The organism is Acinetobacter sp. ANC_7503, assembly GCF_056780035.1.
The window spans coordinates 476,828-503,473 of the sequence record NZ_JBWYJA010000001.1 but is presented as its reverse complement, the minus strand read 5'-3'; the positions used below and the strand labels follow the sequence as shown (position 1 = coordinate 503,473).

General features: G+C 38.7%; 21 protein-coding genes. 15 read left to right on the top strand and 6 right to left on the bottom strand.

The window, feature by feature from the left end:
• Positions 1-204: 204 nt before the first annotated feature.
• Both AC1M9M_RS02570 and alaS read right to left on the bottom strand, forming a co-directional pair.
• Positions 205-1,485, bottom strand: a complete 1,281-nt coding sequence (locus AC1M9M_RS02570) for an aspartate kinase (protein ID WP_092766113.1) — start codon at positions 1,483-1,485, stop codon at positions 205-207.
• A 65-nt stretch (positions 1,486-1,550) separates the two neighbouring features.
• The gene (gene alaS, locus AC1M9M_RS02565; protein ID WP_481595512.1) at positions 1,551-4,244 is read right to left on the bottom strand and encodes an alanine--tRNA ligase; all 2,694 of its coding nucleotides are present in this window, start codon (positions 4,242-4,244) and stop codon (positions 1,551-1,553) included.
• 368 nt (positions 4,245-4,612) lie between these two features.
• On the opposite strand from alaS, the gene gap reads away from it, so the two are divergent.
• From gap to AC1M9M_RS02540, 5 genes are all read left to right on the top strand, one after another.
• Positions 4,613-5,644, top strand: a complete 1,032-nt coding sequence (gene gap / locus AC1M9M_RS02560; protein ID WP_481595511.1) for a type I glyceraldehyde-3-phosphate dehydrogenase — start codon at positions 4,613-4,615, stop codon at positions 5,642-5,644.
• 227 nt (positions 5,645-5,871) lie between these two features.
• Positions 5,872-7,038, top strand: a complete 1,167-nt coding sequence (locus AC1M9M_RS02555) for an ATP phosphoribosyltransferase regulatory subunit (RefSeq protein WP_179998348.1) — start codon at positions 5,872-5,874, stop codon at positions 7,036-7,038.
• Positions 7,039-7,108: 70 nt separating this feature from the next.
• The gene (locus AC1M9M_RS02550) at positions 7,109-8,428 is read left to right on the top strand and encodes an adenylosuccinate synthase (protein WP_035265875.1); all 1,320 of its coding nucleotides are present in this window, start codon (positions 7,109-7,111) and stop codon (positions 8,426-8,428) included.
• A 137-nt stretch (positions 8,429-8,565) separates the two neighbouring features.
• Positions 8,566-8,874 (top strand): hypothetical protein, encoded by a 309-nt coding sequence (locus AC1M9M_RS02545; RefSeq protein WP_180027584.1) that lies wholly within the window; start codon positions 8,566-8,568, stop codon positions 8,872-8,874.
• A 102-nt stretch (positions 8,875-8,976) separates the two neighbouring features.
• The gene (locus AC1M9M_RS02540; RefSeq protein ID WP_035265878.1) at positions 8,977-9,753 is read left to right on the top strand and encodes a M48 family metallopeptidase; all 777 of its coding nucleotides are present in this window, start codon (positions 8,977-8,979) and stop codon (positions 9,751-9,753) included.
• 117 nt (positions 9,754-9,870) lie between these two features.
• On the opposite strand, the gene AC1M9M_RS02535 is transcribed toward AC1M9M_RS02540, so the two are convergent.
• Positions 9,871-10,920 (bottom strand): NADP(H)-dependent aldo-keto reductase, encoded by a 1,050-nt coding sequence (locus AC1M9M_RS02535; protein WP_481595510.1) that lies wholly within the window; start codon positions 10,918-10,920, stop codon positions 9,871-9,873.
• Positions 10,921-11,079: 159 nt separating this feature from the next.
• Entirely contained in the window at positions 11,080-11,793 is a 714-nt protein-coding gene (gene crp, locus AC1M9M_RS02530) for a cAMP-activated global transcriptional regulator CRP (RefSeq protein WP_035265881.1), read from the bottom strand.
• 149 nt (positions 11,794-11,942) lie between these two features.
• Here crp and AC1M9M_RS02525 point away from each other — a divergent pair, with 149 nt between their 5' ends.
• Positions 11,943-12,368: an OsmC family protein gene (locus AC1M9M_RS02525; RefSeq protein ID WP_180027588.1), complete on the top strand. Its 426-nt coding sequence runs from the start codon at positions 11,943-11,945 to the stop codon at positions 12,366-12,368.
• A gap of 64 nt (positions 12,369-12,432) precedes the next feature.
• Here the strand turns inward: AC1M9M_RS02525 and AC1M9M_RS02520 are convergent, their stop codons facing one another.
• The gene (locus tag AC1M9M_RS02520; protein WP_092766120.1) at positions 12,433-12,921 is read right to left on the bottom strand and encodes a rhodanese-like domain-containing protein; all 489 of its coding nucleotides are present in this window, start codon (positions 12,919-12,921) and stop codon (positions 12,433-12,435) included.
• A 442-nt stretch (positions 12,922-13,363) separates the two neighbouring features.
• On the opposite strand from AC1M9M_RS02520, the gene clpB reads away from it, so the two are divergent.
• From clpB to AC1M9M_RS02495, 5 genes are all read left to right on the top strand, one after another.
• Positions 13,364-15,940, top strand: a complete 2,577-nt coding sequence (clpB, locus tag AC1M9M_RS02515) for an ATP-dependent chaperone ClpB (protein WP_481595509.1) — start codon at positions 13,364-13,366, stop codon at positions 15,938-15,940.
• 204 nt (positions 15,941-16,144) lie between these two features.
• Complete coding sequence (locus AC1M9M_RS02510) at positions 16,145-16,987, top strand: hypothetical protein (RefSeq protein ID WP_481586668.1); 843 nt, start codon at positions 16,145-16,147, stop codon at positions 16,985-16,987.
• Positions 16,987-18,510 carry a GH3 family acyl-acid amido synthetase gene (locus AC1M9M_RS02505; RefSeq protein ID WP_481595508.1) on the top strand — a complete coding sequence of 508 codons (1,524 nt, stop codon included), beginning with the start codon at positions 16,987-16,989 and terminating at the stop codon, positions 18,508-18,510. Before AC1M9M_RS02510 ends, AC1M9M_RS02505 begins: the two co-directional genes overlap by 1 nt.
• A gap of 10 nt (positions 18,511-18,520) precedes the next feature.
• Complete coding sequence (locus AC1M9M_RS02500) at positions 18,521-19,663, top strand: GNAT family N-acetyltransferase (protein WP_481595507.1); 1,143 nt, start codon at positions 18,521-18,523, stop codon at positions 19,661-19,663.
• Between the two features lie 99 nt (positions 19,664-19,762).
• On the top strand, positions 19,763-20,197 hold the full coding sequence (locus AC1M9M_RS02495; RefSeq protein ID WP_481595506.1) for a hypothetical protein: 435 nt from the start codon (positions 19,763-19,765) through the stop codon (positions 20,195-20,197).
• Between the two features lie 51 nt (positions 20,198-20,248).
• Here AC1M9M_RS02495 and rlmKL read toward each other — a convergent pair whose 3' ends face one another.
• Complete coding sequence (gene rlmKL / locus AC1M9M_RS02490) at positions 20,249-22,453, bottom strand: bifunctional 23S rRNA (guanine(2069)-N(7))-methyltransferase RlmK/23S rRNA (guanine(2445)-N(2))-methyltransferase RlmL (protein WP_481589786.1); 2,205 nt, start codon at positions 22,451-22,453, stop codon at positions 20,249-20,251.
• A 170-nt stretch (positions 22,454-22,623) separates the two neighbouring features.
• On the opposite strand from rlmKL, the gene AC1M9M_RS02485 reads away from it, so the two are divergent.
• The 4 genes from AC1M9M_RS02485 (at position 22,624) to AC1M9M_RS02470 (ending at position 26,517) form a co-directional block, all read left to right on the top strand.
• The gene (locus AC1M9M_RS02485; protein ID WP_481595505.1) at positions 22,624-23,235 is read left to right on the top strand and encodes a LysE family translocator; all 612 of its coding nucleotides are present in this window, start codon (positions 22,624-22,626) and stop codon (positions 23,233-23,235) included.
• 34 nt (positions 23,236-23,269) lie between these two features.
• Positions 23,270-23,668 carry a hypothetical protein gene (locus AC1M9M_RS02480; RefSeq protein ID WP_481595504.1) on the top strand — a complete coding sequence of 133 codons (399 nt, stop codon included), beginning with the start codon at positions 23,270-23,272 and terminating at the stop codon, positions 23,666-23,668.
• Between the two features lie 586 nt (positions 23,669-24,254).
• A complete protein-coding gene (locus AC1M9M_RS02475; protein WP_092766128.1) occupies positions 24,255-25,271 on the top strand; it encodes an aspartate carbamoyltransferase catalytic subunit in 1,017 nt (338 codons plus the stop codon).
• Positions 25,272-25,281: 10 nt separating this feature from the next.
• Positions 25,282-26,517 (top strand): dihydroorotase, encoded by a 1,236-nt coding sequence (locus tag AC1M9M_RS02470; RefSeq protein WP_481586674.1) that lies wholly within the window; start codon positions 25,282-25,284, stop codon positions 26,515-26,517.
• The last annotated feature ends 129 nt before the right edge of the window (positions 26,518-26,646 follow it).

The following is a 26,646-nucleotide window of genomic DNA, read 5'->3' as shown; positions in this document are numbered from 1 at the left end:
TTTCAAAAATGAAAATAACAACCTCGGCACCACGAAATATTTTAATAGATAAATGTGACGAATTTAACCATTCGCACAGGACTATTGAAATTATCCCATAAACCTCTAGACCTAATATAACAGAGCCACTATAGGAAAAACTATAGTGGCTCTGAATATTTCTTCATCAAGTATGCATTGTTTCTGCTAACTCATGGCAGAAAATTAAGCACGTGCGCTAGACTCACCATGTTCGCGGTCAAGACCAAACGCAGTGTGAAGTGAGCGAACAGCAAGCTCTAAATAATTTTCTTCAATAATAACAGAGATTTTGATTTCAGAAGTTGAAATCATCAGGATATTGATGCCTTCATCAGCAAGTGCTGTAAACATTTTACTTGCAACACCAGCATGAGAGCGCATACCAACACCTACGATAGATACTTTTACAATATCATCACGTGTTGCAACTTCACGAGCACCGATTGCTTGAGCAGTTTCTTCAAGAATTTTTTTAGCTTTAGCAAGTTCGCCACGATTGACTGTGAATGTGAAGTCAGTTGTACCATCTTCTTCAACGTTTTGGATGATCATATCCACTTCGATATTAGCATCACCAATCGGTTTTAAAATTTTAGATGCAATACCAGGAAGATCAGGCACACCTAAGATAGTTAATTTAGCTTCGTCACGGTTAAATGCGATACCAGAGATAATTGGCTGTTCCATGTTGTCTTCCAATTCAGTAGTGATAAGTGTTCCGACGTTGTTTTTGAATTCTTCGTCAAATGCGCCATCATTTTCATTGTCGAAGCTAGAGAGTACGCGTAAAGGGACTTGATATTTACCCGCGAACTCAACAGAACGTATCTGTAAAACTTTAGAACCAAGAGAAGCCATTTCGAGCATTTCTTCAAAAGAAATACGATCAACTTTTTTCGCTTTTGGTGCAACACGTGGATCTGTTGTATATACACCATCCACATCTGTATAAATTTGGCATTCATCCGCTTTGAGTGCAGCTGCTAATGCAACACCAGAAGTATCAGAACCACCACGACCCAAAGTTGTTGTGTTTCCATTAGCATCAAAACCTTGGAAACCTGCAACAACGATGACACGACCAGCATCTAATTGTTCAGTCATGACATCTGTATCAATTGATTCAATACGTGCTTTTGTGAATGAGCTGTCAGTTTTAATACCAACTTGGCGTCCAGTCAAAGATTTCGCTTCCACACCGATAGAGTTCAGTGCCATTGCTAACATTGAAATCGTTACCTGTTCACCCGTTGAAACCATTTGGTCTAATTCTCGTGGGTCAGGGGTGTCGGTAATGGCTTTCGCTAAAGCGAGTAGGCGATTAGTTTCACCACTCATTGCTGATACAACAACCACAACCTTGTGGCCGTGATCATGCCAACGCTTTACACGACGAGCAACATTTAAAATGCGCTCAGGAGTACCCATTGAAGTACCGCCATATTTTTGAACGATTAATGCCATAGTTGTTCCATATAAACCATGACCTTGAAGAGTTGTTCAAGGTCAGTTACACAAAAGGTGAAGTTTTATTTTGCAGCTAGCCAAGCAGTTAATTCTGCCATGACAGAAGCAAACTTCTCGTTAAGTGGCGCGCCACCTTGTGCCAAATCAGGCTTACCACCACCTTTACCACCTAGCTCAGTTGCTAAGTGTTTGATGATGTCACCTGCTTTTATAGAAGCTGTGAAGTCTTTAGCTACAGATGCGATCAAGCTCACCTTGTCACCCTCTACACCTGCAAGGACAATCACAGCATTTTCTAATTTTGATTTCACGCCGTCGTGTAGATTGCGAAGTGATTTCGCATCCATACCTTGAACAGTCGTGATTAACGTTTTGCGACCTGCAATTTCCTTAACTTGGCTAAGTAGTTCAGCCGCCTGTAAATGTGCAAGTTTTTGATTCAATTGATCAATTTGCTTTTGTAAGCTTGATGCTGTGTCCGCTAAGGCTTCAACTTTCTCAATCGTTTGATCTTTTTGTGCTTTCAATAAGCCATTAATCGTGTTGATGTCTCGATCAGCTTTTTGAGCCACCTCAATTGCTTTCGTACCTGTAACTGCCTCAATACGACGTACACCTGCAGCAACACCGCCTTCAGAAGTGATTTTGAACAGACCAATGTCACCTGTACGTTTTACGTGAATACCGCCACAAAGTTCGATCGAGAAGTTTTTCTCTTCAATGATTGAACCCATAGAAAGTACGCGAACTTCTTCGCCATATTTCTCACCAAACAACATCATCGCACCTTTAGCTTTTGCAGATTCGATGTCAAGGAGTTCGGTTGTTACAGGCGTATTGGCAATCACTTCAGCATTTACCAGACGTTCAATTTCTTGAATCTGTTCAAATGTCACGGGTTGATCATTGGCAAAGTCGAAACGTAACACGTCAGAAGCAACCAATGAACCTTTTTGTTGAACATGTGAACCCAAGATTTGACGAAGTGCAGCATGTAGAAGGTGAGTCGCAGAGTGGTTACGTGCTGTTGCTGCACGAATGTCTGCTTTAACTGTTGCTTCTACATTTTGAGTAACTTTAAAGTTACCCATGGTCACGATACCTTGGTGAACGAACGCACCACCAGATTTTTTCGTGTCTTGAACTTCGAAAATACCTGTATCGTTTTTAAAGATACCTGTATCACCAATTTGACCACCGCTTTCTGCATAGAAAGGTGTTTGGTTTAGAACGATTAAAGCTTCATCACCTTCAACGACTTCATCAACTTGTTCGCCATCCTTATAGATTGCGATGATTTGACCCTCACCAGCAGTTGCATCGTAGCCGTCAAACTGAGTTTCGCCTTCAACTTTTACAACGTTGTTGTAGTCGATTGCGAATTTACCCGCATCACGTGCACGTTGACGTTGAGCAGCCATTTCTTTTTCAAAACCAGCTTCGTCAATCGTTAAATCACGTTCACGTGCGATGTCAGCCGTTAAGTCAGTTGGGAAGCCGTACGTGTCGTAAAGTTTGAATACTACTTCGCCTGGAATTACAGAACCTTTTAAGTTCGCAAGTTCGCCCTCAAGCAATTTCAAACCTTGTTCTAAGGTTTTAGCAAATTGCTCTTCTTCTTTTAAAAGTTGCGCTTCGATACGCGCTTGTTGTGCTTCAAGTTCAGGATAGGCAGCGCCCATCACCTTAATTAAAGGCTTTAACATTTTGTGGAAGAATGAACCTGTCGCACCCAACTTGTTACCATGACGAACTGCACGACGGATGATACGACGTAGAACGTAGCCACGCCCTTCATTTGATGGGTTTACGCCATCAGCGATTAGGAATGAGCACGAGCGTGCATGGTCGGCAACGACTTTAAGTGATGCTGGGTATTCAACTGGTTTGCCTTCCGCTTGCGCTTTCGCTTCAAGTTCAGCAGTATCTAAACCAATAATTTCAGCTGCAGCTTTTAATAGGTGTTGGAATAGATCAATTTCGTAGTTTGAGTTGACGTGTTGTAAAACAGCAGAAATACGCTCTAAGCCCATACCTGTATCGACAGACGGAGCAGGAAGCGGATGGAGTACGCCATCAGCAGTACGGTTAAACTGCATGAATACGTTGTTCCAAATTTCGATGAAGCGGTCGCCATCTTCTTCAGGTGTGCCTGGTAAGCCGCCCCAAATGTGATCGCCATGGTCATAGAAAATTTCAGAACATGGACCACAAGGACCTGTATCGCCCATTGCCCAGAAGTTATCTGAAGCGTATTGACCGCCTTTGTTGTCGCCGATACGGATAATGCGAGACTCATCTAGACCGATTTCTTTGTTCCAGATGTCGAATGCTTCATCATCAGTGTGATAAACCGTTGCATATAATTTGTCTTTAGGTAGACCTAACCATTTTTCATTGGTTAAGAAATCCCAAGCGAATTTAATCGCGTCACGTTTAAAGTAATCTCCGAAAGAGAAGTTACCTAACATTTCAAAAAACGTATGGTGACGAGCTGTGTAGCCCACGTTATCTAAGTCGTTATGTTTACCGCCAGCACGAACACATTTTTGTGATGACACTGCACGTACATAATCTCGTTTTTCTAGGCCTAAGAAGCAATCTTTGAACTGGTTCATACCAGCATTTGTAAAGAGCAAAGTTGGGTCGTTGGCAGGAACTAGAGAACTCGACGCGACACGTGTGTGGCCTTGCGATTCAAAGTAACGCAAAAATGCTTCACGAATTTCAGCTGATGTCATAAAACGAGTACTCACAACCAAGTCACTCCATTAATTCTGTATTGGCAAATAATATGTCTGGGAAATAAAGTGCGAATTCACAAAAAAATTCACCCCAGCATACCGGGCTAAAAGTTTAAAAACGCCAAATTATAACGGAATTTGCCACCTGTACCAATGATTTTAAAGTGTTTTAATGACAATTCTCTTTAATTCTGATTTTAGGTGAAATTTTAATCATTATTGGTGTTGAGATCATTTTCAAATGCTTAAGCAGTGTATCTCGCACGAAGATCAATCAAAAATATTGAGTAGTCATAAGACCATTATTTATTACTGAATATTTTAGAAATACTTTAACATAGAGCTTTCAAGAACTTGTATTAAAGAGTTGAAGGTTACATATGCAGCGTATCGCAATTAATGGATTTGGACGAATCGGGCGAAATGTTTTAAGAGCTTGGTTTGAAAATCCAAAACAATTCAATTTTGAAATCGTTGCGATTAATGATGTGGCTGATGTAGAAACTTTAATTCATTTATTTAAATATGACACCACACATGGAAGATTTCATGGGGAAGTGGAGTTGAGTTATGTTGCAGAGCAAGTATTTCTCAATATTTATGCCTATCAAAAAAAATTATCTATTGAAGTCCACTGTCAAACAGAACCTGATCAACTGCCATGGAAGCGTTTAAACGTTGATGTTGTTTTAGAGTGTACTGGTTTATTTAGATCTCGAGCAGAAGCGACACGCCATCTCAATGCTGGCGCTCAACGTGTGATAATTGGGGCTGCACCTTTTGATACGGTTGATGCTGCAATTGTCTACGGGGTAAATCATACAGAGGTTAAAACTACGGATCAGATTATTTCGAGTGTTTCATGTACGACACAAGCATTGGTTCCTCTGGTCAAAATTATTGACGATGCCTTTGGCATAGAAAGTGCGTTAATGACAGAAATTCATGCTGTTACAGCGGATCAATCCGTTTTAGATCATGTTCACCGCGATTTACGTCGTGCGAGGGCATCTGGGCAAAACATTATTCCAACGACTTCATCTGCTCTAGGTGCAATCAAACGTGTCATGCCAAAAATGGAAGGGCGAATAGACGGTTACTCAATTCGTGTTCCTACTATTAATGTGGCAGCTATTGATTTGACATTTATAGCGCAACAGTCAATTACAGACCATCAGTTAAATGAAGCGTTAATTTCAGCAGCACGAGAGCAATTTTCGGAAATTATGTCGGTAACAGATGAGCCTTTAGTATCATCTGACTTTAATCATTCTCCGTTTTCACTCATTGTTGATTTAACTCAAACCATGGTGGTCGGGAAGCAAGCTAAAGTCTATGCTTGGTATGATAATGAATGGGGATATACCAATCGTTTACTGGATTTATGTCATTCATTTCCAGATCAGTCATGAAACTGAAATGCTGTGTCTTTTATAAAGGCTTATGTCTATAACATAGATCAACTGCTAGTGCGTTCAGAATTACCAATCGAAGCTTATGAATAATCTAAAATTCCGATTTAATTATTTAAAAGTCTGATGCACATGGGGGTTGATCGTGATAGACTAGGAGAAATCGGGTGTGTTCCCGATTTTTTTATGCGGATTTGTTCCGCGCTGACAGAATTTAGGTTTACAACATGCCCATTTCAGAGACATGGTTATTACCTGATGGTGTAGCTGATGTATTACCAGAGCAAGCGCAAGTTATTGAAACTTTGCGTCGTACCGCGTTAGATTTCCTCGCAGCTCGAGGTTATCAATTGGTGTACACGCCATTTATTGAATACATCGAATCTCTATCTTCTCTTTCAGAATCGAATCAAGATTTAGACTTAGCCACATTTAAAGTAATCGATCAACTTTCAGGTCGTTTACTTGGTGTGCGTGCAGATATGACGCCTCAGGTGGCGCGTATTGATGCACACGTGTATCCAGTTGAAGGTGTTGCACGCTATTGCTACGCTGGAACGGTACTTCATACCAAACCACAAGGTTTCAATACCACACGTGCGCCTTTACAGCTCGGTGCTGAGTTGTTTGGTTCAGACAGTATCGATGCTGACGTCGAAATGATCGATGTCATGTTGGAATTATTAAAAAATACAGGTGTAACTGAGGCGATCCATTTAGATATTGGACACGTTGGTCTATTCCGTAGCTTAGTTAAACATGCAGGATTGAACAAAGCTACAGAGTCGCATCTATCTGATTTATATCAGCGTAAAGCATTACCAGAGCTTGCTGAATATACGCAACAACTTAAATTCGGCTCTGATTTTTATGCGCTTGGTCGTTATGCAAGTGATTTAGTCGCTTTAAAATCACATTTAAGCCAAGAAATCTTAGAAGATTCGGCATTCCAAGAAGCATTTAATGCAGTTCAAAGCACACAAGATGCGATTCAGCAACGTTGGCCAAATCTGCATATTGGTATCGATGTTGTAGAGCTTCGTTCATATCACTATCACACTGGCTTAATGTATGCAGTGTATGCACCAAATCGTGCTGCACCATTAGCTCAAGGTGGACGTTATGATGGTATTGGTGAGCATTTTGGTCGTGCACGTCCAGCAACTGGCTTTTCATGTGACTTATACGCTTTAAGCGCTGGTCAATTTAAAGCATTGGAAGTAATCGTTGCACCTAAGGGCAATAATGCTGACCTAGTCAAAGCAATTCAAGGATTACGTGATCAAGGCAAAAGCGTTGTGCAGTTGCTTGGTCAAGATGAGTTGAATTCAGTACCTAACGCGACTCACCAGTTGGTGAATCAAGCGGGTGAGTGGAAACTCGAACAGATTTAATCACCTGATTTGAATACTAAATTTCAAATCATGTTCTTCAATTTTAACAGCATGATGCAATGAGGCTATTATGGGCAAGAATGTTGTGGTACTTGGTACCCAATGGGGCGACGAAGGTAAAGGTAAAATCGTTGACCTGCTCACAGATCAAGCGGCTGCAGTTGTTCGCTATCAAGGTGGACACAATGCAGGTCATACTCTCGTCGTAGGTGGTAAGAAAACTGTTTTACACCTCATTCCATCTGGTATTTTACGTGAAAACGTACTTTGCTTAATTGGTAACGGTGTAGTGCTTTCTCCTGAAGCGTTAATCAAAGAGATGACGATTCTTGAAGAGCAAGGTGTGCCAGTTAAAGAACGTTTACGTATTTCTCCAAACTGTCCATTAATTTTGCCAAACCATATTGCATTAGACCAAGCACGTGAGAAAAAACGTGGGAATGCCAAGATTGGTACAACAGGTCGTGGTATTGGTCCAGCGTATGAGGATAAAGTTGCACGTCGTGCGGTTCGTGTCGCTGATTTAGTGCGTGGTGGTGATCATCTTAAAGCATTGCTTGAAGAGTTACTTGAATACCATAACTTCCAATTAACACAATTCTACGGTGTAGAAGCGGTTAAGCTTGAAGACGTGCTTGCGTTATGTGATCAATGGCGTGAAGTTGTTGCTCCACTGGTTGTTGATGTTACTGGCGAATTGCATAAATATCGTAAGAACGGTGACAACATCATGTTTGAAGGTGCTCAAGGCTCACTTCTTGATGTTGACCATGGTACTTATCCATACGTAACATCTTCAAATACGACTGCTGGTGGTGTGAGTTCTGGTTCTGGTCTTGGTCCATTACACCTTGACTATGTATTGGGTATTACCAAAGCTTATACAACTCGCGTAGGTGCAGGTCCATTCCCAACTGAGTTGGTTTATGATGCTGCAAACGATGTTGGTGATGCAATTGGTAAGCACCTTGGTACTGTAGGTTCAGAATTTGGCGCATCTACTGGTCGCCAACGTCGCTGTGGTTGGTTCGATGCTGAAATCCTTCGTCGTTCAGTAGAAGTAAACTCACTTTCGGGTATTTGCTTGACTAAACTTGACGTTCTTGATGGTTTAGAAGAAATCAAAATCTGTGTAGGTTATGAAGCTGCAGATTCGGGCTGCGTAGGTTCTTCTGATGCACTTGCATTTGAAACTTTAAAACCAATTTACGAAACAATGCCTGGTTGGACTGAGTCTACTTTTGGTGCTAAATCTTTAGACCAATTGCCAGAAGCAGCAATCAACTATATTAAGCGACTTGAACAGTTAATCGAATGTCCAATCGACATCGTATCAACTGGTCCAGACCGTGATGAAACGATTATTCTTCGTCACCCGTTTGAAGCTTAATTAAAAGTTTTAAAAAAGCCCTGTGATATCACAGGGCTTTTTTTGATCTAAACAACGACCAAAGTTGTATAAAAATTGGCTGTGCTGAATCTTAGAGATTGTTAAAATCGAATGTATAAAATAATAGAGTGTGCAGGATGCATAAAAATATTTCTGGAACAATGTTTTATTCGTTGTTATTTGCAATGGGGGGGGCACCCACGATTGCGATGATGATAATTCGATCTCAAACAGTAGCCGAAGATGTGGTCTACCAAGTCTTTATTGGGCTGTCGATTATGATCGCTTGCATATTGGTCCCTATTATTTTAATTCAGAACACCTATTTATTTTTTAAACGTAAAGATGAGAAGCTTGAAACTCGTTTAAAACCGTGGAGTCAAACCTATCTCGTGCTTAATATTTTTTGTTTGGTCTTTTGGATCAGCTATCAATTTGTTTACTAAATTACATAACAAATAAAAAAGTGAAGAAAAATGAGATATTAAGCTTAGTTGAGTTTGTCTATAATTATGAACAAGTACTTTCAAGTAGATTGGAACATTATAATGAAGAACAAATTATTGCTCGGTCTTACAGCATCTGCGGTGATCTCGATTTCAGGGTGTACAACATTTGCGGATATGGCGGGTGCGGACTCAGCGACATTAAATGCAGCTGCTGCACAAAGTTACTCGCAAGCCATTGATACAGCTCGCAGCAAGGGCTTATTGGATACAAGCTCAAATACCTATAAGCGTATTACCAATGTCTACAATCGTTTGCGTCCATATGCTGATCAAATGAATCAAACGGGTCAGCCATTCCAATGGCAGGTATCTGTAATTAAATCAAGTGAATTAAATGCTTCTGTCATGCCGGGTGGTAAAGTTGTTTTTTATACAGGTATTGTGGAACGTTTAAATTTAACAGATGCTGAAATTGCGGCCATCATGGGACATGAAATGATCCATGCTTTGGAAGAGCATGCAAAAAGTAAATTGGGTGCTCAAGCTTTAACTGACTTGGCTTTAGGTGTTGGTTTAAGTGCAGCTGGGGTAGGTCAAGGTGGCGCAGCAGTTGCACAAATTGGTTCTCAACTGGGTGTAGGGTTGCCTTATTCACGTAACTTGGAGAGCCGTGCTGATCAGGGTGGATTAATGTTAATGGCTCGAGCTGGTTATAACCCACAAGCAGCGATTACATTATGGGAGAAAATGGCTAAAGCAAGTAATGGTGGCAATGCATCTTTCTTATCAACACACCCTTCAAATGCTCAACGAATTGAGGCGATGCGTAAAAACTTACCTGCAGCTCAAGCGATTTATAACCAAAGTCGCCGTTAAAAGAATAAAGCTAAAAAAGGATGCGTTAGCATCCTTTTTTTTATATTCACCACTTAGTAAATTGTTATCACAGTATGGCTTTGATTCAAATGTATTGAAATCGAATTTATTAGACACTTAAGGTGCTGGATTTGGCTGTTGTTTATGGATGATCTCAATTTCCTGAAGTATTTCTGCTGACAATGACACATTAAAAGCATCAATATTCTCTTTGAGTTGATTTAAATCGGTTGCACCAATGATTGTGCTGGTCACGAAGAACTGCTGCTTAATGAAAGCTAACGCCAATTGCGTTAATGTCAGTCCATGTTTTTCTGCTAAGAGGGCGTATTGTTCAGTTGCCCATTCACTTTCAGGATTACTATAACGCACAAATCTAGAGTATAAGGTGACTCTGGCATTTGCAGGTCTCGCACCATGTCTAAATTTTCCTGTTAAATAGCCAAAAGCGAGCGGTGAATAGGCCAGTAAACCGATGCCTTCAAATTTAGCAATCTCCGACATGCCGATTTCATAGGTACGATTTAATAAGTTATAGGGGTTTTGTACAGAAACAAATTTAGACAGCCCTAACTTTTCAGCTAAATGTAGAAATTTCATGGTTCCCCATGGTGTCTCATTGGAGAGTCCGATATAACGAATTCTACCTCTATTAATTTCCGCTTGAAGGGCAGATAAGGTTTCCTCGAGTGGTGTGATATCTAGTGTACTGTGAGCATGGTGATTGGTATAACCCAATTGACCAAACATATTGGTTGGGCGTTGAGGCCAATGCAGCTGATAAAGATCAATATAGTCAGTTTTTAAGCGTCTAAGATTTGAGTCTAAGGCTGAGCTGATGTCGCTGGCAGTATAGCGAGTTGTGCCGCCTCTAATATTGCTACCACCTTGGCCTGGACCTGCAATTTTTGAAGCAAGAAAAAGTTGATCACGTTGGCCGCGCTGCTGAATCCAATTGCCGATAATTTCTTCCGTCGCGCCTTGAGTTTCGACTTTAGGAGGTACTGGGTACATCTCTGCAGTATCCCAAAAATTTAACCCCCGCTCGAGTGCATATTCCAGTTGTTGGAAAGCCTCGGACTGGCTATTTTGCTCACCAAAGGTCATTGTTCCTAAACAAATTTCGGGAACGTGTATATCTGTTTGCCCAAGTCGATTAAATTTCATGCTCAACATCCTTGCTGTATTTTTTAAGTTGATATATTGAAATCATACCTAATCTAAGATTCAAAACGTATGTAAAATAAATTCGAAAGTTTTCAGAAAAAAGGCAATAAAAAAGCAAATCGTCAGATTTGCTTTTTTGAATGTAGATCAGATGAAAATTTATTCATCATCATTGTTGTCAAAGTCTTCTTCAACAGAATTTACTGCTTCTAATGATGAATCAAAAATTAAGATAGCTTTACCATCAGTTTCAATCATGCCTTGTTCTTCAAGTGTTTTAAGAACACGACCAACCATTTCACGTGAACAACCTACAATACGACCAATTTCTTGACGAGTAATACGAATTTGGCGTCCATTTGGAAGAATCATTGCTTCAGGTTGAGCTGACAAGTCGATTAAACAACGTGCAATACGACCCGATACATCAATAAATGCTAGGTCAGTTACTTTTCGAGTTGTATTTTTTAAGCGACGAACAAGCTGTGCGAACACCGCATAGCTAAGATCTGGATACTGCTTACTTACTTCATGGAAGTTAGCATATGAAATTTCAGCAATCTCACATACATCACGTGTACGTACTTCTGCAGTACGCTGAGGATTACTTTCAAATAATCCCATCTCTCCAAAAAAGTCCCCTGGGTTTAAATAGGCTACCACAATTTCACGTTCATCATCTTCACGTAAAATAATTGAAACCGACCCTTTTAAAATTAGATACAGAGATTTCGACTCTGAGCCCGCATCAATAATTGAAGTTCGTTTTGGAAATCTATTGATGTGCGCACGCTTGAGCAAAGCTTTGACAGATTCAGGTAATTGACCTGGCGACAAAGCATCTGTACTAAGTTGTGAAAAATTAGAAGTCATGCTTTTTAAATTCCGATTTGGATAGTAACTAGATCTTTAGACCTAAATAAACTTGCCACGTGAAGCATAAGAGGTGAAATTCCTTATCAGCTCAATATATGCTAGTGTACAGTCCTAAGTAAATTTATAGTTTTTTTTAGGTAGTTGCAATGCATACTAGCGTACATTGGTTAGAGAATGTTGCTTTTGAAGCAAAATCTGAAAGCGGTCACCAAATTATCATGGATGGTGCTGAAGCTTACGGTGGTGAAAACCGTGGTCCACGTCCGATGGAACTTATATTAATGGGGCTTGGTGGGTGTGCTTCGTTTGATATTGTGACCATATTAAAAAAATCTAGACAAGATGTGATGGGTGTTCAATGTCAGTTGAAAGCCGAGAGGGCAGACACAATTCCCGCGGTTTTCACGAAGATACATTTGCATTTTGTGGTTACAGGAAAAGCAGTTAAAGAAAAGCAAGTTGCTAAAGCGGTTGAGCTATCTGCAGAAAAATATTGCTCAGCAAGTAAAATGCTTTCAGATGGCGGTGTTGAAATTACACATGATTTTGAAATCATTGAAGCCGAAGCTTGATTTTATCGAGTTGAAAAAAGCAACCTTAAGGTTGCTTTTTTTATGTAAGTTGAGCGAATCAATTTTACTCTTGTACCCATGGCAGATTGTGAAATCGCCAGCCATTGTAAGTACCACGATGGGAGTTGGGATCTAAATCACCTTCAAAACCTTGATCGATATTATATACGTTTGTGAAACCAGCATTATACGCCACACTCGCTGCTGCCGCGGAGCGCTTTCCACTACGGCACATGAGCAAAATGATATCATATACATTAACAAAAGATTGTAACTTCTCTAAAAACTCTGGGTTACGTTCAAGTGAGATGCCTGTCAGCCAAGGAATATGTTCTGAATGTTCGACATAACCTACGAATTTTCGCTCTTCATGTGTTCTGACATCAATAATGATCGCTTGCTGGGATTGAAATAAAAGCCACGCATCTTGGGGTTTTAAAGAGCCTGCAAAGAGGAGTGTATGATCTTCTACATTTTTTTTTGCTTCAGATAAAATAAATTTAATTTTATCTTGATGGACTTTATTTTCTGAGAGATTTATAAAATGATTCATATAAGTATGCCTGAATGATTAAATCATCCGTTTATGGAAAACGGTGATTATTATAAGTTTTATCTATATTCTTTAAATAAATATAAAATTAATTGTTTATCTTATAAATTCATATTGAATGATTTTGCACAACATGTACCGATTAGGTCGATATAAGTTCGGCGTACTCCTATGTGATGATTTGAGAACAATAATGACCGTTTACTGAGAATATATTTTCTTTGTCATATGTAGTGAATAGTAGATAAATATCATAATCACCATGAAAAAATTGTGAAGTGGTATTGAAAAATGTATGAGCAGCACAAATATTATAATTATAATCTATCTTTATTTTTTAAATAATTGAAATTTAAGAAAATAATTAAAAAAACGACTTGAAATATGACGCTTCTCACCCATTAACTAAGCAAGTACCAAATTTGTTGTGAGGAAAATAATAATGCGTTTTGAAAAATTTACAAATCGCTTACAGCAAGCCTTATCTGATGCGCAATCTTTAGCAATGGGCAAGGATCATACAGCGATTGAAGGCATCCATATACTATCGACACTGCTTGAAGAGCCATCAAATATGAGTTTGTTGCAGCAGGCAGGGGCGAATTTACGAGAATTGAGCACAAAGTTGCAACAGGCGCTTGCTGATGCACCAACACTTGCCCATCCAACTGGGGATATCAATCTCAGTCCAGATGCGGTTAAAGCGCTTAACTTGGCAGATAGTTATGCACAAAAATCGGGTGATGAGTTTCTTTCAACAGATTGGGTGTTACTTGGTTTAGCAGAAACAGGTGCAACCAAAACTATTTTAAATGCGGTTGGTGTTCAATCCGCAGGTTTAAAAGCGGCGATAACTAAAGTTCGAGGTGATGAAAAAGTCATGAGTAACAATCATGAAGATCAACGTGATTCATTAAACAAATACACCATTGATCTCACTGAGCGAGCACTTTCTGGCAAGCTTGATCCAGTGATTGGGCGAGATGATGAAATTCGTCGAACAGTCCAAGTTTTATCACGCCGTACAAAAAATAATCCTGTTTTGATTGGTGAACCGGGTGTTGGTAAAACTGCCATTGTTGAGGGTTTAGCACAGCGTATCGTCAATGGAGAAGTGCCTGAAAGTTTAAAAAATAAACGTGTCTTATCACTTGATCTTGGATCGCTTTTAGCTGGTGCAAAATATCGTGGTGAATTTGAAGAGCGCTTAAAAGCAGTATTAAAAGATCTAGCTAAACATGATGGTGAAATTATTCTGTTTATCGATGAGTTGCACACTCTAGTCGGTGCAGGTAAAGGCGACGGTGCAATGGATGCAGGTAACATGTTGAAACCTGCTTTAGCACGCGGAGAATTACGTTGTGTAGGTGCTACAACTTTAGATGAATATCGACAATTCATTGAAAAAGATGCAGCACTTGAACGTCGTTTCCAGAAAGTATTGGTTGACGAGCCTAGCGTTGAAGACACGATTGCGATTTTACGTGGATTAAAAGAGCGCTATGAAGTACATCATGGTGTCAAAATCTTAGATTCTGCCATCATTGCTGCAGCTAAAATGTCACATCGCTACATTACAGATCGTCAACTACCAGATAAAGCGATTGATCTAATTGATGAGGCGGCATCTCGAATTAAGATGGAGCTTGATTCAAAACCTGAGTCTCTAGATAAATTAGAGCGTCGTCTTATTCAACTCAAATTACAGCTTGAGGCTGTAAAAAAAGACGAAGATGCGGGAAGTAAAGCTGAAGTTTCACACTTAGAAAAACAAATTGCTGAAGTGGAGAAGGAATACAGCGATCTTGAAGAAGTGTGGATTTCTGAAAAGCGTTTGGTCCAAGGCGATCAACAAACTCAGGCTGAGCTTGATCAAGCACGTATTGCGATGCAAAAGGCACAACGTGAAAATGATCTAGCTGAAATGGCACGACTTCAATATGGAGTAATTCCTGATTTGGAGAAACGACTCAGTGAAGAAGCATCTGAAGAGAAAGTTGAACCTAAATTATTGCGTAATAAAGTGACGGACAATGAAATTGCCGAAGTTGTAAGTGCAGCAACAGGAATTCCTGTAGCAAAAATGCTACAGGGTGAGCGTGAAAAATTACTCAGTATGGAAACATTTTTACATAACCGCGTCGTAGGCCAAGATGAAGCGGTAGTTGCAGTTTCTAATGCTGTACGACGCTCACGTGCTGGACTTTCAGATCCAAATCGCCCAAGTGGTTCATTCTTATTTTTAGGTCCAACAGGTGTCGGTAAAACTGAGTTAACTAAAGCTTTAGCAAACTTCTTATTTGACAGTGACGATGCCATGATCCGTATCGATATGTCTGAATTTATGGAGAAACATTCTGTTAGTCGTTTGGTGGGAGCACCTCCTGGTTATGTTGGTTATGAAGAGGGTGGTGTGCTAACTGAAGCAGTTCGCCGTAAGCCTTATAGCGTGGTGTTATTTGATGAAGTAGAGAAGGCTCATCCAGATGTATTTAATATTCTGCTTCAGGTACTTGACGATGGTCGCTTGACTGATTCGCAAGGGCGTGTGGTGGATTTTAAAAATACCGTGATCGTCATGACTTCAAACTTAGGTTCAAATGAAGTGCGCGAATTAGGTGACATGGCGACGGAACAAGATGTACGCAGTGTTGTGATGGCTGCTGTTTCTGAGCATTTTAGACCAGAGTTTATTAACCGAATTGATGAGCTTGTAATCTTCCATGCACTGAAAAAATCGCAGATTCGAGGTATCGCGGATATTCAGTTAGATCGCTTACGTGCTCGTTTGGCTGATCGTGATTTAAGTTTGACTGTAGATGACACTGCTTTCGATGAATTAATTGAGGCAGGATATGACCCAATCTATGGGGCTCGACCACTTAAACGTGCTATTCAACAAAAGGTTGAAAATACATTGGCTCAAAAAATCTTAGCGGGAGAATTTTTGCCAGGAGATACAATTGTTATACAAAGCACTGATGGAAATTTGAGTTTTAGTAAACTTAAATTAAATTAGAATTTAATAAACAAACTTAGAAAACCTGAATTCGTTCAGGTTTTTTTTCATTTAAGTGATTTAAAAATAATAAATTTATTTTTTAATAAAATTGCTACTCAAATCTATTAAGTATAAGATTGCACTCAATATTTTTGTGAATAAATGTTTAATTTGTTTATTGATTCACAAAAGGAATTCATTGTTTAGCTTAATGGGATCAATATGCTAGAATTAAAACGACTCCGAAAATTAAAAAAAGAACCTTATAGTGAGTTTGTTAAGGTAAAAGATTTAAAACCCCGTGATATTGAAAAGATGTTCAATATTTACAGTAACTATTATTCAAATACAGTCTTTGAAATTTTTGAAAGAGACCTTCTGGAAAAGACTGGTGTGTTTATCATTCGAGAACCCAAAAAAGATTTTTTAGTGGGTTTCTCAACTGTAATGGAGCGAAATTTTACCGTGAATGGTAAAACTGCCCATGCTTTTTTTAGTGGTGATACCATTATTGAGGAGGCGTATTGGGGTAGTCGAGCATTACAACGTGCGATGTTTCGTTATGTAATGACCTTCAAATTACGTCATACGGGGGTACCGATCTATTGGATGCTGATCTCAAAGGGCTTTAAGACCTACTTACTTCTTGCAAATAATTATTATCACTATTATCCAAATCCAGAAAATAAAGATGAATATTTAAAAGATTATGTTGAAGCGTATTGTCGTGAGTATTTTGCAGAATACTATGATGATGAATCAAAGCTGATTGATTTTGGAGAAAACTATCAGTGTCTGAAACCTGATGTGGCCCCAATAACAGAAGAAATGCGCCAGAAAAATCGTAAAATTGAGTTTTTTGAGGAATGCAATCCATCTTGGGTTCAAGGTACTGAATTACCGTGTATTGGTGAGCTGCGTTGGGTTGATATTTTGCAAACAGCGGTAAGGTTTGTGAAAAAATCATCGCTCAAAAAAAATAAGTCGAATCTGAATAAAGATAAATTATCTAAATCGGCTCAAACCAAAGATCAAGATCAAGATCAAGATTCTAAGGTGGCCTAATGTCTGTGATATTTGCAGCTCATCAAGTTTTAAATTTGGCCTGTAAAAAATCATTTAAAGACTTTTATCAATACGCTGATCAATTGGAAAAAGTTCAGCGTGATAAATTAAAAGTTATATGTGATGATCCAAAGATGGAATATGAGTCGTTTGCTCAACATTTTCCAGTAACACGTTATGCTGATTGGAAGCAGAAAGTTGAAGCATCACGTAATCAAGGCGTAAATTTACTTAATAAAAGTAAAATTATCCGATTCCAGCCTACAAGTGGTTCAAGTGAAGCACTCAAATTTATTCCATATACCCAACAATTTTTAGATGAAATAGATCAGGCGATTGGTTTATGGCTCACGAGTTTATATCGTCGTTATCCTGAACTAAAACGTACAACTCACTATTGGTCTGTATCTTGGTTGCCTGAAAGCCAGCGTCAACTGACGACCACTCATAATTTAAATGATGATAGTGCCTTACTTTCTTTTTCAAAACGAATTTTAACTCAAATTACGCAGGCCGTGCCTGCTGACATTGCTTTGGCAGAAACTGCTGAAGATGCGATGTTCGCTACGGCTGTATATTTAGTCAGAGATGAAAATCTCGGCATGATTTCAGTGTGGAGCCCAACTTTTGCACTGCAACTGATCGAAATTATCCAAGAAAATAAGAGTGAAATCGTTGAGGTTTTATCGACTGGTCAGTGGAGTCGTCAAAGTTTAGATTTTTTAAAAATAAAAAAATCAGTAAAACGTAGCCAGATTCTAGAACGATTAGATTTGGAAGATCCGACTTGTTGGAAAAAATTGTGGCCAAAGCTATTTTTAATTTCATCTTGGGATACCGCAAGCGCACAGCACTGGGCACAAATTTTAAAAACCAAAATTAAGGGTGTAAGTTTTGAAGGTAAAGGGCTTTGGGCCACTGAAGGCGTAGTGACTATACCTTTAGATGATCATTATCCCTTGATGTATCAAGCTCATTTTTATGAGTTTCAAGATTTAGATACTCAGCAAATTTATCCTGCTTGGCAGCTTAAACCAGGTCAAATCGTGAGTCCGATTATTACGACAGGGTCTGGCCTAAAACGCTACATTATTGATGATGAATTATTGGTTGATTCTTTTTATCAGGGCATTCCGTGCTTTAAATTTCTCGGTCGAAAGATGACAGTTGATTTGGTCGGAGAAAAGATTGATCAATCTGTTGCTTTGAGTGTGATCGATACATTTAAACAAAACGGTTTTTTACCCATTAGTTTACTCGGTATAGAACAGACCGAATCGAAACCTTATTATGTTTTGCTTTCTGAGGGTAGTGTGAGTGGGCAGCCGTCCGATCAACAGTTAGATCAATTGCTAAAACAAAATTTTCACTATGAGTTGGCACGTAATTTAGGGCAATTAGATGAAGCACGCGTGATGCATGTGGAAGATGCATGGCATGAATATAAGACAATCGCAATGCGCAATGGCATGATTGAGGGGAATATCAAGCCAGAACCGTTGAAGAAAATGAAATTTATTTAAGAATTTAAAAATGACAGAGCAAAATTTACTATATCGATCAAAAATCTCGCCTGAATTTTATCTACGTTATGCTGCGGAGCAAGATGATCCTCAATTGATTGAGCTGATTTCTGAAAGTATGCCGAGTAACGGTATGGTGATTTCATTTGAGCGGAAACCGAGTTATTTTCGGGCTACACATGCACAATATAATAAGCCTGAAATTTTGGTTGTCGTACATCAAGATCAGCCTGATCAAATTATTGCCATGATGAACATCGGTTGGAAATCGTATTGGATCAATGGCGTCACTGAACAATTACGCTATGTATCAGATTTACGAATCAAACTTACAGCTCGGGGTAAAAAAGCGTTTAATGTATTTATGGAATACATTTTTGAATGTTTCCCTCGTGAAATTATCTTCCAGAGTGTGATTTTAGAAGATAATAAAGTAGCTCGTAATATGATGCATCGTGAAAGAGAAGGATATGCTTTACCTTATATCTTTGATTCGATGACCACTTTTACCATTTCTAAGGTGCCTAAGTTTAAGCAGTCTGCTGAACTTCGCCTTGAAACAATGACCATAGATAAGATTGATGCGGTCAATGGTTTTATACAAGAAATGGCTTCCCATTATAATTTTTTACCTGATTATGACTTTAGACAGTTATTGGAAGCTAATCATCCTTTTTGGTATGGGCTGAGATTAGAAGACTTTCATTTAGTGCTCAATTCAGATCATAAAATCGTAGGTTTATTTGGTTTGTGGGATCAAAAAGATTTCAAACAAACTAAAGTGGCGAGTTATTCTACAACGTTAAAACTGTTAAAACCTGTCTATAACACTTATGCTCGAATTACTGGACAGTTAACGCTTCCCGAAGAAGGGCAATCCTTTGATTATCTCATGACGCATAGTTTCCTCTGTGATCCAAGTGCGTTAGACGTACTAAAGTTTATGCTGACCAAAGTAAATACATTGGTGAAAGCTCAGGGTAAAACATCATTTTGTGTGACTGTGGTTGAGAATGACCCACGTAAGCAAGTTCTAGAGCAGTGTTCATCACATAAAATGAAAGCAGTTCACACGCTTCATAGTTATGAAAGTAAACCCTATGACGTGATTGATCGTTCTAAATACTCTTACTTTGAAGTGAGTCGTATTTAAGAATATGGTGCGTTCATCGGAATGCGAGTGAACGCACTTGATTAGCTGTAATTAATAAATATATAAATAAAATTACAATAATAATTCTCGAGATAAAAAATGGAATTCATAAGTGTTACTTTTCGACGGTCAATTTTAATTTCTTGCATGCTGATGTGTGGTTTCCAATGGGCAACTGCACAGCAATTAGATGAATCTGAACTCATCGAACAGCAAGTGATTGATCAGAATTTGAATGAAAATTTAGTGCAAGAATTAAAAAAAGAAGTATCACAGAGCGCTGAGGTACAAATACAAAATCAACAACATTTGGCTCAGACTCAAGCAGAAGAGTTTAATCAGAAGCAATTGGTTTCAAATGCAGTTTCTGATTTTGAATTGAGCAAAAAAGCAGATCCAGAGCAGATTAGCAAAACCATTAAACTACTGACGTATTATCCTTATGATACGCTACCACGCATTGTCTATGTTTCAACAGATCCAACCATTATTGTGACAAAGGAATATTCACCTTCAAAAAATTTAAAAAAATAAAAAAAGGGCAAACGAATTGCCCTTTTTTTTATTGGTCAAGCTCTCTAGTCATTAGGCTTGAAGGTGTCTAATTTTCCATGAACGATGAATTTTAGTATTACGTTTAAAGTCTAGACCAATTGTTTCATGGGTGAGTTCTTCAATGTCATAAAACGCTTTGATTTCGTCGTCTAATTCGAAACCACGATAGTTATTTGAGAAATACAGCGTACCACCAGTGGTTAAACGATTCATTGCACGTTTAATCAGGGATAAGTGATCACGTTGAACGTCAAACGTACCATGGAATTTTTTAGAGTTCGAGAACGTTGGCGGATCGATAAAGATTAAGTCATATTGTTCATGACCTTCTTTTAACCATTCAAAACAATCGCTGGCAAAGAACTGGTGTTGTTGGTCAGCATGATCAACCGTTAAACCATTTAAGACAAAGTTTTCTTTAGACCAGTTCAAATAAGTATTTGAAAGGTCGACACTGGTCGTGCTCGCAGCACCACCTAACGCAGCATGTAAACTTGCAGTTGAGGTATAACTGTATAGATTAAGGAAATGTTTACCTTTTGCTTCAGCAGCGATGCGTAAGCGAATTTGGCGATGGTCGAGGAAAAGGCCAGTATCCAAATAATCTGTGAGGTTAACCAAAATTTTCGCTTTGCCTTCTTGAACGATAAAGCGTTTAGAGGCAGTACTTTGTTTTGTGTATTGGTTTTTACCTTCCTGACGAGCACGAGTCTTGATAAAAATGGCATCGCGACCTAAACCTGTGACAGCACGGATAGCTTGTAAAGCAAGATTAAAACGTTTTTTCGCTTTTTCAGGATCGATTGATTTTGGTGGGGCATATTCTTGAACATGCAATCGGTCACCATATAGATCTACGGCGACATTGAAGTCTGGTAGATCAGCATCATAAATTCGCAAACAATAGATATTTTCTTTTACTGCCCATTTTTTCAAATTCTGCATATTCTTTTGCAGGCGATTTGTAAAATCTTCAGCACCTTCAATTTTATCGAATTGAAGTGGTTGCCAATTGGCTAAGAAAGGTTGTGTCACAACAGGCGGCTTAATCTTACCTGAGCGAATATAAATAGGTAGCTTACCATTCATTAAGCGAAGTGTTTGAGTTTCGCTAAATGCCAAAACGTCTGCTTGTTCAATTTGAGCTGCAATAACTGCGGCAGTTTGGTTGGCAAAGTTCTTTTGAAGTAAGCCAGATAGACCAAGATAGAATGAACGGCTAGAGCCTTTATCACCAAGACGCTCACCATAAGGTGGGTTAGTGACAACGACCACAGATTTACCTTCTGCCTTAAAATCTGGCCAATCAGAAAGGGTGCGCTCTTCTATTTGAATTTGATCTAGCAATGCCTCAAATCCTGCAGCGCGGATATTATTTTTGGTTGCTTTTACTGCTTCCCAATCTGCGTCAAAGGCATAGAATTTTGGAAGCGGTTTTTCTAAGGCAACTTTGTGACGTTCCGCAGCTTCACCTTTAATTTGCATCCAAAGATCATGATCATGACCATTCCAGCCATTAAAGCCGAAACGACGAACCAAACCAGGAGCACGGTCAGTTAACATCATCAAAGCTTCAATAATGAATGTTCCTGAACCACACATTGGATCAAGAACAATATCTGGATTCTTTTCAATTAATTTTGCATGTTGAAGGATGGCTGCAGCCAAGTTTTCTTTGATGGGTGCATCAGTCATATAGTGGCGATAGCCACGTTTATGCAATGAATCACCAGACAAATCTAAACAAAAAGTATGTTCTTTCTTACCAGCCAAAGCATAAATGGTAATTTCTGGTTGTTTGATATCGATGCTTGGACGTTTACCGACAGCCTCCATGAAGGAATCTACGATACCGTCTTTTACACGTAATGTGGCGAATTGGCTATTGACCTTGATCTCACGTTCAACATGTAAACGCACAGCAAATGTACTTTGAGGTGCAAAAATAAGCGACCAGTCAAAACTATTTGCACCTTCGTAGAGTTCTTCAGCTACATCGCGTGCATCGTGAGTAAATTCAACTTCAAACGTATGAATAGGCGTCAAAACACGTGATGCAAGACGAGACCACATACAAATGCGGTAGGCATCAGCCAATTGACCTTTGAAAACCAATCGCCCAGGGAAACGTTCAACGTTTTGTACTCCTAAACCTTCAATTTCTTCTTGAAGTAAGGTTTCAAGCCCATCTGCACAGGTAACCCAATATGTAGAAAGACGAGGTTTAGAATTCATGAACATTCCCAAAGACAAATAAAGCAATCGCATATTTTAACTTATTTTTGATTTTAAAACTGCTTTAATGCGCTGATACAACCATTTTAAAAATAATTTAAATTTAAAGATTGATTGAAACTGGTTGATATAGCCCCATAAAACTAAAAAAACACTAAAAGATAAAAAATATGCTGGCTTTAATTTTCTCTATGTTTACTTTTTCATTATCGATGTCTATCTCTCCTGGACCTGTTAATTTAACTATTCTCAGTAGCAGTATGAACTTTGGTGTTCGAAAAACTTTTGCTTTTATTTCAGGTGCTACCATTGGATTTACTGCTTTACTTGCAGCAGTTTGCTTTGGTTTATATCAGATTATTTTATTGTATCCGGTTCTTTTGGATGCTATTGCGCTGTTAGGAACGGCTCTATTGGTTTGGATTGGCTGGAATATTTTAAGTGCTAAAGGCGAGAAAATTCAAACGGATCAACAAGATCTAGATAAAATTCCAAATTTTACGCAAGGTGCTTTAATGCAGTGGCTGAATCCAAAAGCTTGGATTGCCGCTGTTTCAGGTACAGCTCTATTTTCAGCTTCAGAGAATAGTGTTTATTTAGCGCTTTTTGTTTTGATTTATTTTATGGTCTGCTATGTCTCTTTATGGCTTTGGGGATATGCAGGGGAAAAATTGGCTCAGTTTCTTAATGTGGGAAATCGAGCAAGAATTTTTAATATTTGGATGGGATTGATTTTAATCTTTATTTCACTTCAGATGTGTTTGGCGCATTTTTATGGTTAAATTGAATCAATAAAAATGCCAAAAAAATAACCATATGAAAAAAATCGCTTTAATATTGAGTATGTTTTTTCTCTTTCAAGGGCAAATATACGCACAAATTTCAACACATGCGTTATGGAACGCCGAAAAGACCTTAGCGATTGACACTCAAAAACAAGATAGAAAGAACAAAATCACAATTTATATGCAATTTGGACAAGATTTACTAGAAGAAATTGATATTAGTCAAGTTGAAGGAATGAATTTGGGGAAGTTGGGTCTTTATCGTTCTAATTATTATGATCGAATTGAAACAACACCTATCGCATGGATCAATCGTGATGATGGAAAGTTTCAGGTGGATATACAGACACGTGTTTGGAAAAATGGGCAGAGACAGACAGTGAAAGAATCTGTTGTTTTTGATAAAGATGGAATATTCTATTGGCGTTGAATTTACTCATGTTATCAATCTCGTTGAATCTAAACTACAGCGCCTATAAATTTAAAAAAGGGGTAATGTCCATATTTTTAGATATTGAAAGATCATGAAAAAAAGTATCATGTAAACTTATAAAAATTAAATTTTTTAAAAACTTATTGCTAAATAGGATGAAACCTAAACCAATATTTTCGGTATTTATCTAATGGCTTTCTTTAGAAGAAGGAGGAAAGGACCATATTCCGAAAGGTGGGATTTATTATTCAACGACACAAATCAATCATTAATTTACTCAAGTTAGTGCCTAGTGATTGAAATAGACACCAATAATGTACAAGTTGCTAGAATGCAATATCTGATACCTGATGTACCAATAAAAATTGCAGTTGGAGATATACTTCCATTATTGGAAAGGTCTCGAATTGTTGCAAATATATGTATTAAGCGTGAATTATGGCAGCGTGGTTGTATTTGGAATAATTATATTTTTGAAATTTAATTGGTTTCTAGTTTTTAAAAAACTAATGTTTAAAAGTTAAACTGCGGTCAGAAAAGAATTTCTGTATAATACGTTAACTTAACGTATAAGGAATCTCTCATGCACTTCGCTGCATTGCATACACCGAGCCAGATTCAACTCAACCAAGATGGGAATCTCAAACACTTCCTCACCATCGAAGGCCTTTCAAAAGAAACTCTTACAAAAATATTGGACACTGCACAGTCCTTTTTTAATGACCAAAATCAGCTCATTACCAATAATATGCTTGAAGGCAAAACGGTAATGAATCTGTTTTTCGAAAATTCGACACGTACACGAACGACATTTGAAGCAGCGGCAAAACGTCTTTCTGCCAACGTGCTCAATATTGATATTGCTCGCTCAAGTACTTCTAAAGGCGAAACACTGAGAGATACACTGTGGAATTTAGAAGCAATGGCGGCCGATATCTTTGTTGTTCGACATTCTTCATCGGGTGCTGCACATTTTATTGCGAAGGATGTTTGTCCAACTGTTGCGATTATCAACGCGGGTGATGGACGTCATGCGCATCCAACACAAGCAATGTTGGATATGCTTACGATTCGCCGTGAAACCAATAAAAAATTTGAAGATATTTCCATTGCGATCATTGGGGATATTAAACATTCACGAGTTGCACGTTCTGATGTGGCTGCATTGCAAACATTAGGTTGTAAAGATATTCGTGTGATTGCGCCGAATACGTTACTTCCTTATGGCTTCGATGAATATGGTGAAGGTGTTCGCCTATTTAACAATATGGAAGCTGGGATTAAGGATTGTGATGTCATCATTACTTTACGTATTCAAAATGAACGTATCGATTCACCTGCATTATCTTCACAAGCTGAATTTTACAAAATGTATGGTTTGAACAAAGAGCGTTTGGCTTTGGCCAAACCTGATTGTATCGTGATGCATCCAGGGCCGATGAATCGTGGTGTTGAGATTGATTCAAGTATTGCAGATGGTCCTCAATCAGTGATTTTGAATCAGGTGACCAATGGTATTGCGGTGCGTATGGCAGTTCTCGCGCTGGCGATGCAGGGTCAGTTACAAGAACAAGGTTTAATTGAAGCAGTTGCGGTATAAGGAATCAGTCATGTCTATTGTTAAAGTCGAAAATGTACGCGTCCTAGATCCAATTGCTCAAACTGATCAAATACAAACTATTTTTATTCAAGATGGAAAACGCATCGAAGCGACTTCAGATGTGCATGAAAGCATCGATGGGCAAGGCAAATGGTTGATGCCAACGATGGTTGATTTGTGTGCACGTTTACGAGAGCCAGGTCAACAACAACATGGAACGTTGAAATCTGAAGGTAAAGCAGCACGTGAAAATGGCATTTTACATGTATTTACCCCACCAGATTCAAAACCTATCGTTCAGGACAATGGTGCTTTAATTCATGGTCTTGTTGAAAAGGCAATGTTAGATGGCGGGATTTACCTTGAAGTGATAGGTGCACAAACACAAGGGCTTCAAGGAAATCAACCAGCCAACATGGCAGGTTTAAAAAAGGGTGGTTGTACTGCTGTATCAAATGCAAATGCACCTTTTGCGAATGACGATGTGGTGCTTCGTACGCTTGAATATGCTGCAGGTTTGAATTTAACTGTCGTATTCTATGCTGAAGAGCCTCAAATTGCGAAAGATGGCTGTGTGCATGAAGGCTTTATTGCTTCACGCCAAGGTTTACCAATGATTCCTGCTTTGGCAGAAACGGTCGCGATCGCAAAATATCTATTAATGATAGAGGCGACAAAAGTCCGCGCACACTTCGGATTACTGTCTTGTGGTGCTTCGGTTGAGTTAATACGTATCGCGAAGGAAAAAGGATTGCCAGTCACGTGTGATGTTGCAATGCATCAGTTACATCTTACGGAATCTTTAATTGATGGATTCAATTCCTTGGCACATGTACGTCCACCTTTGCGTTCAGAGTCTGATAAAGAGTTACTTCGTCAGGGAGTGAAATCTGGAGTAATTGACGCGATTTGTACGCATCATGAACCACTCAGTAGTTCTGCAAAAATGGCACCTTTTGCAGAGACTTTGCCAGGTTTTACTGCTTTTGATTCATATGTTCCTTTTGGAATCAAATTGATTGAAGAAGGTTTATTTAGTCCATTAGAGTGGGTTGAAAAAGTAACGAGTGCGCCAGCTGCTGTTGCACAAATGACTGAGACATGGAAAGCACAGGCTGGATGGGTGCTGGTTGATCCAGATTTGGAATGGACACTTGATAAATCTTCTATTATTTCTCAAGGTAAAAATACACCGTTGATTAATCAAAAAGTCAAAGGTAAGGTAATTCGTACTTTCATAAAATAATGTGAATTCAATCATTTAAAGGTCGATTAATATCGGCCTTTTTTATTTTGGATGATTGAATAATTCATGATTCAGTATATTTTATGAAGATCTGTATTTTTTAATAAAATTTAACTGAGAGCTTTAATA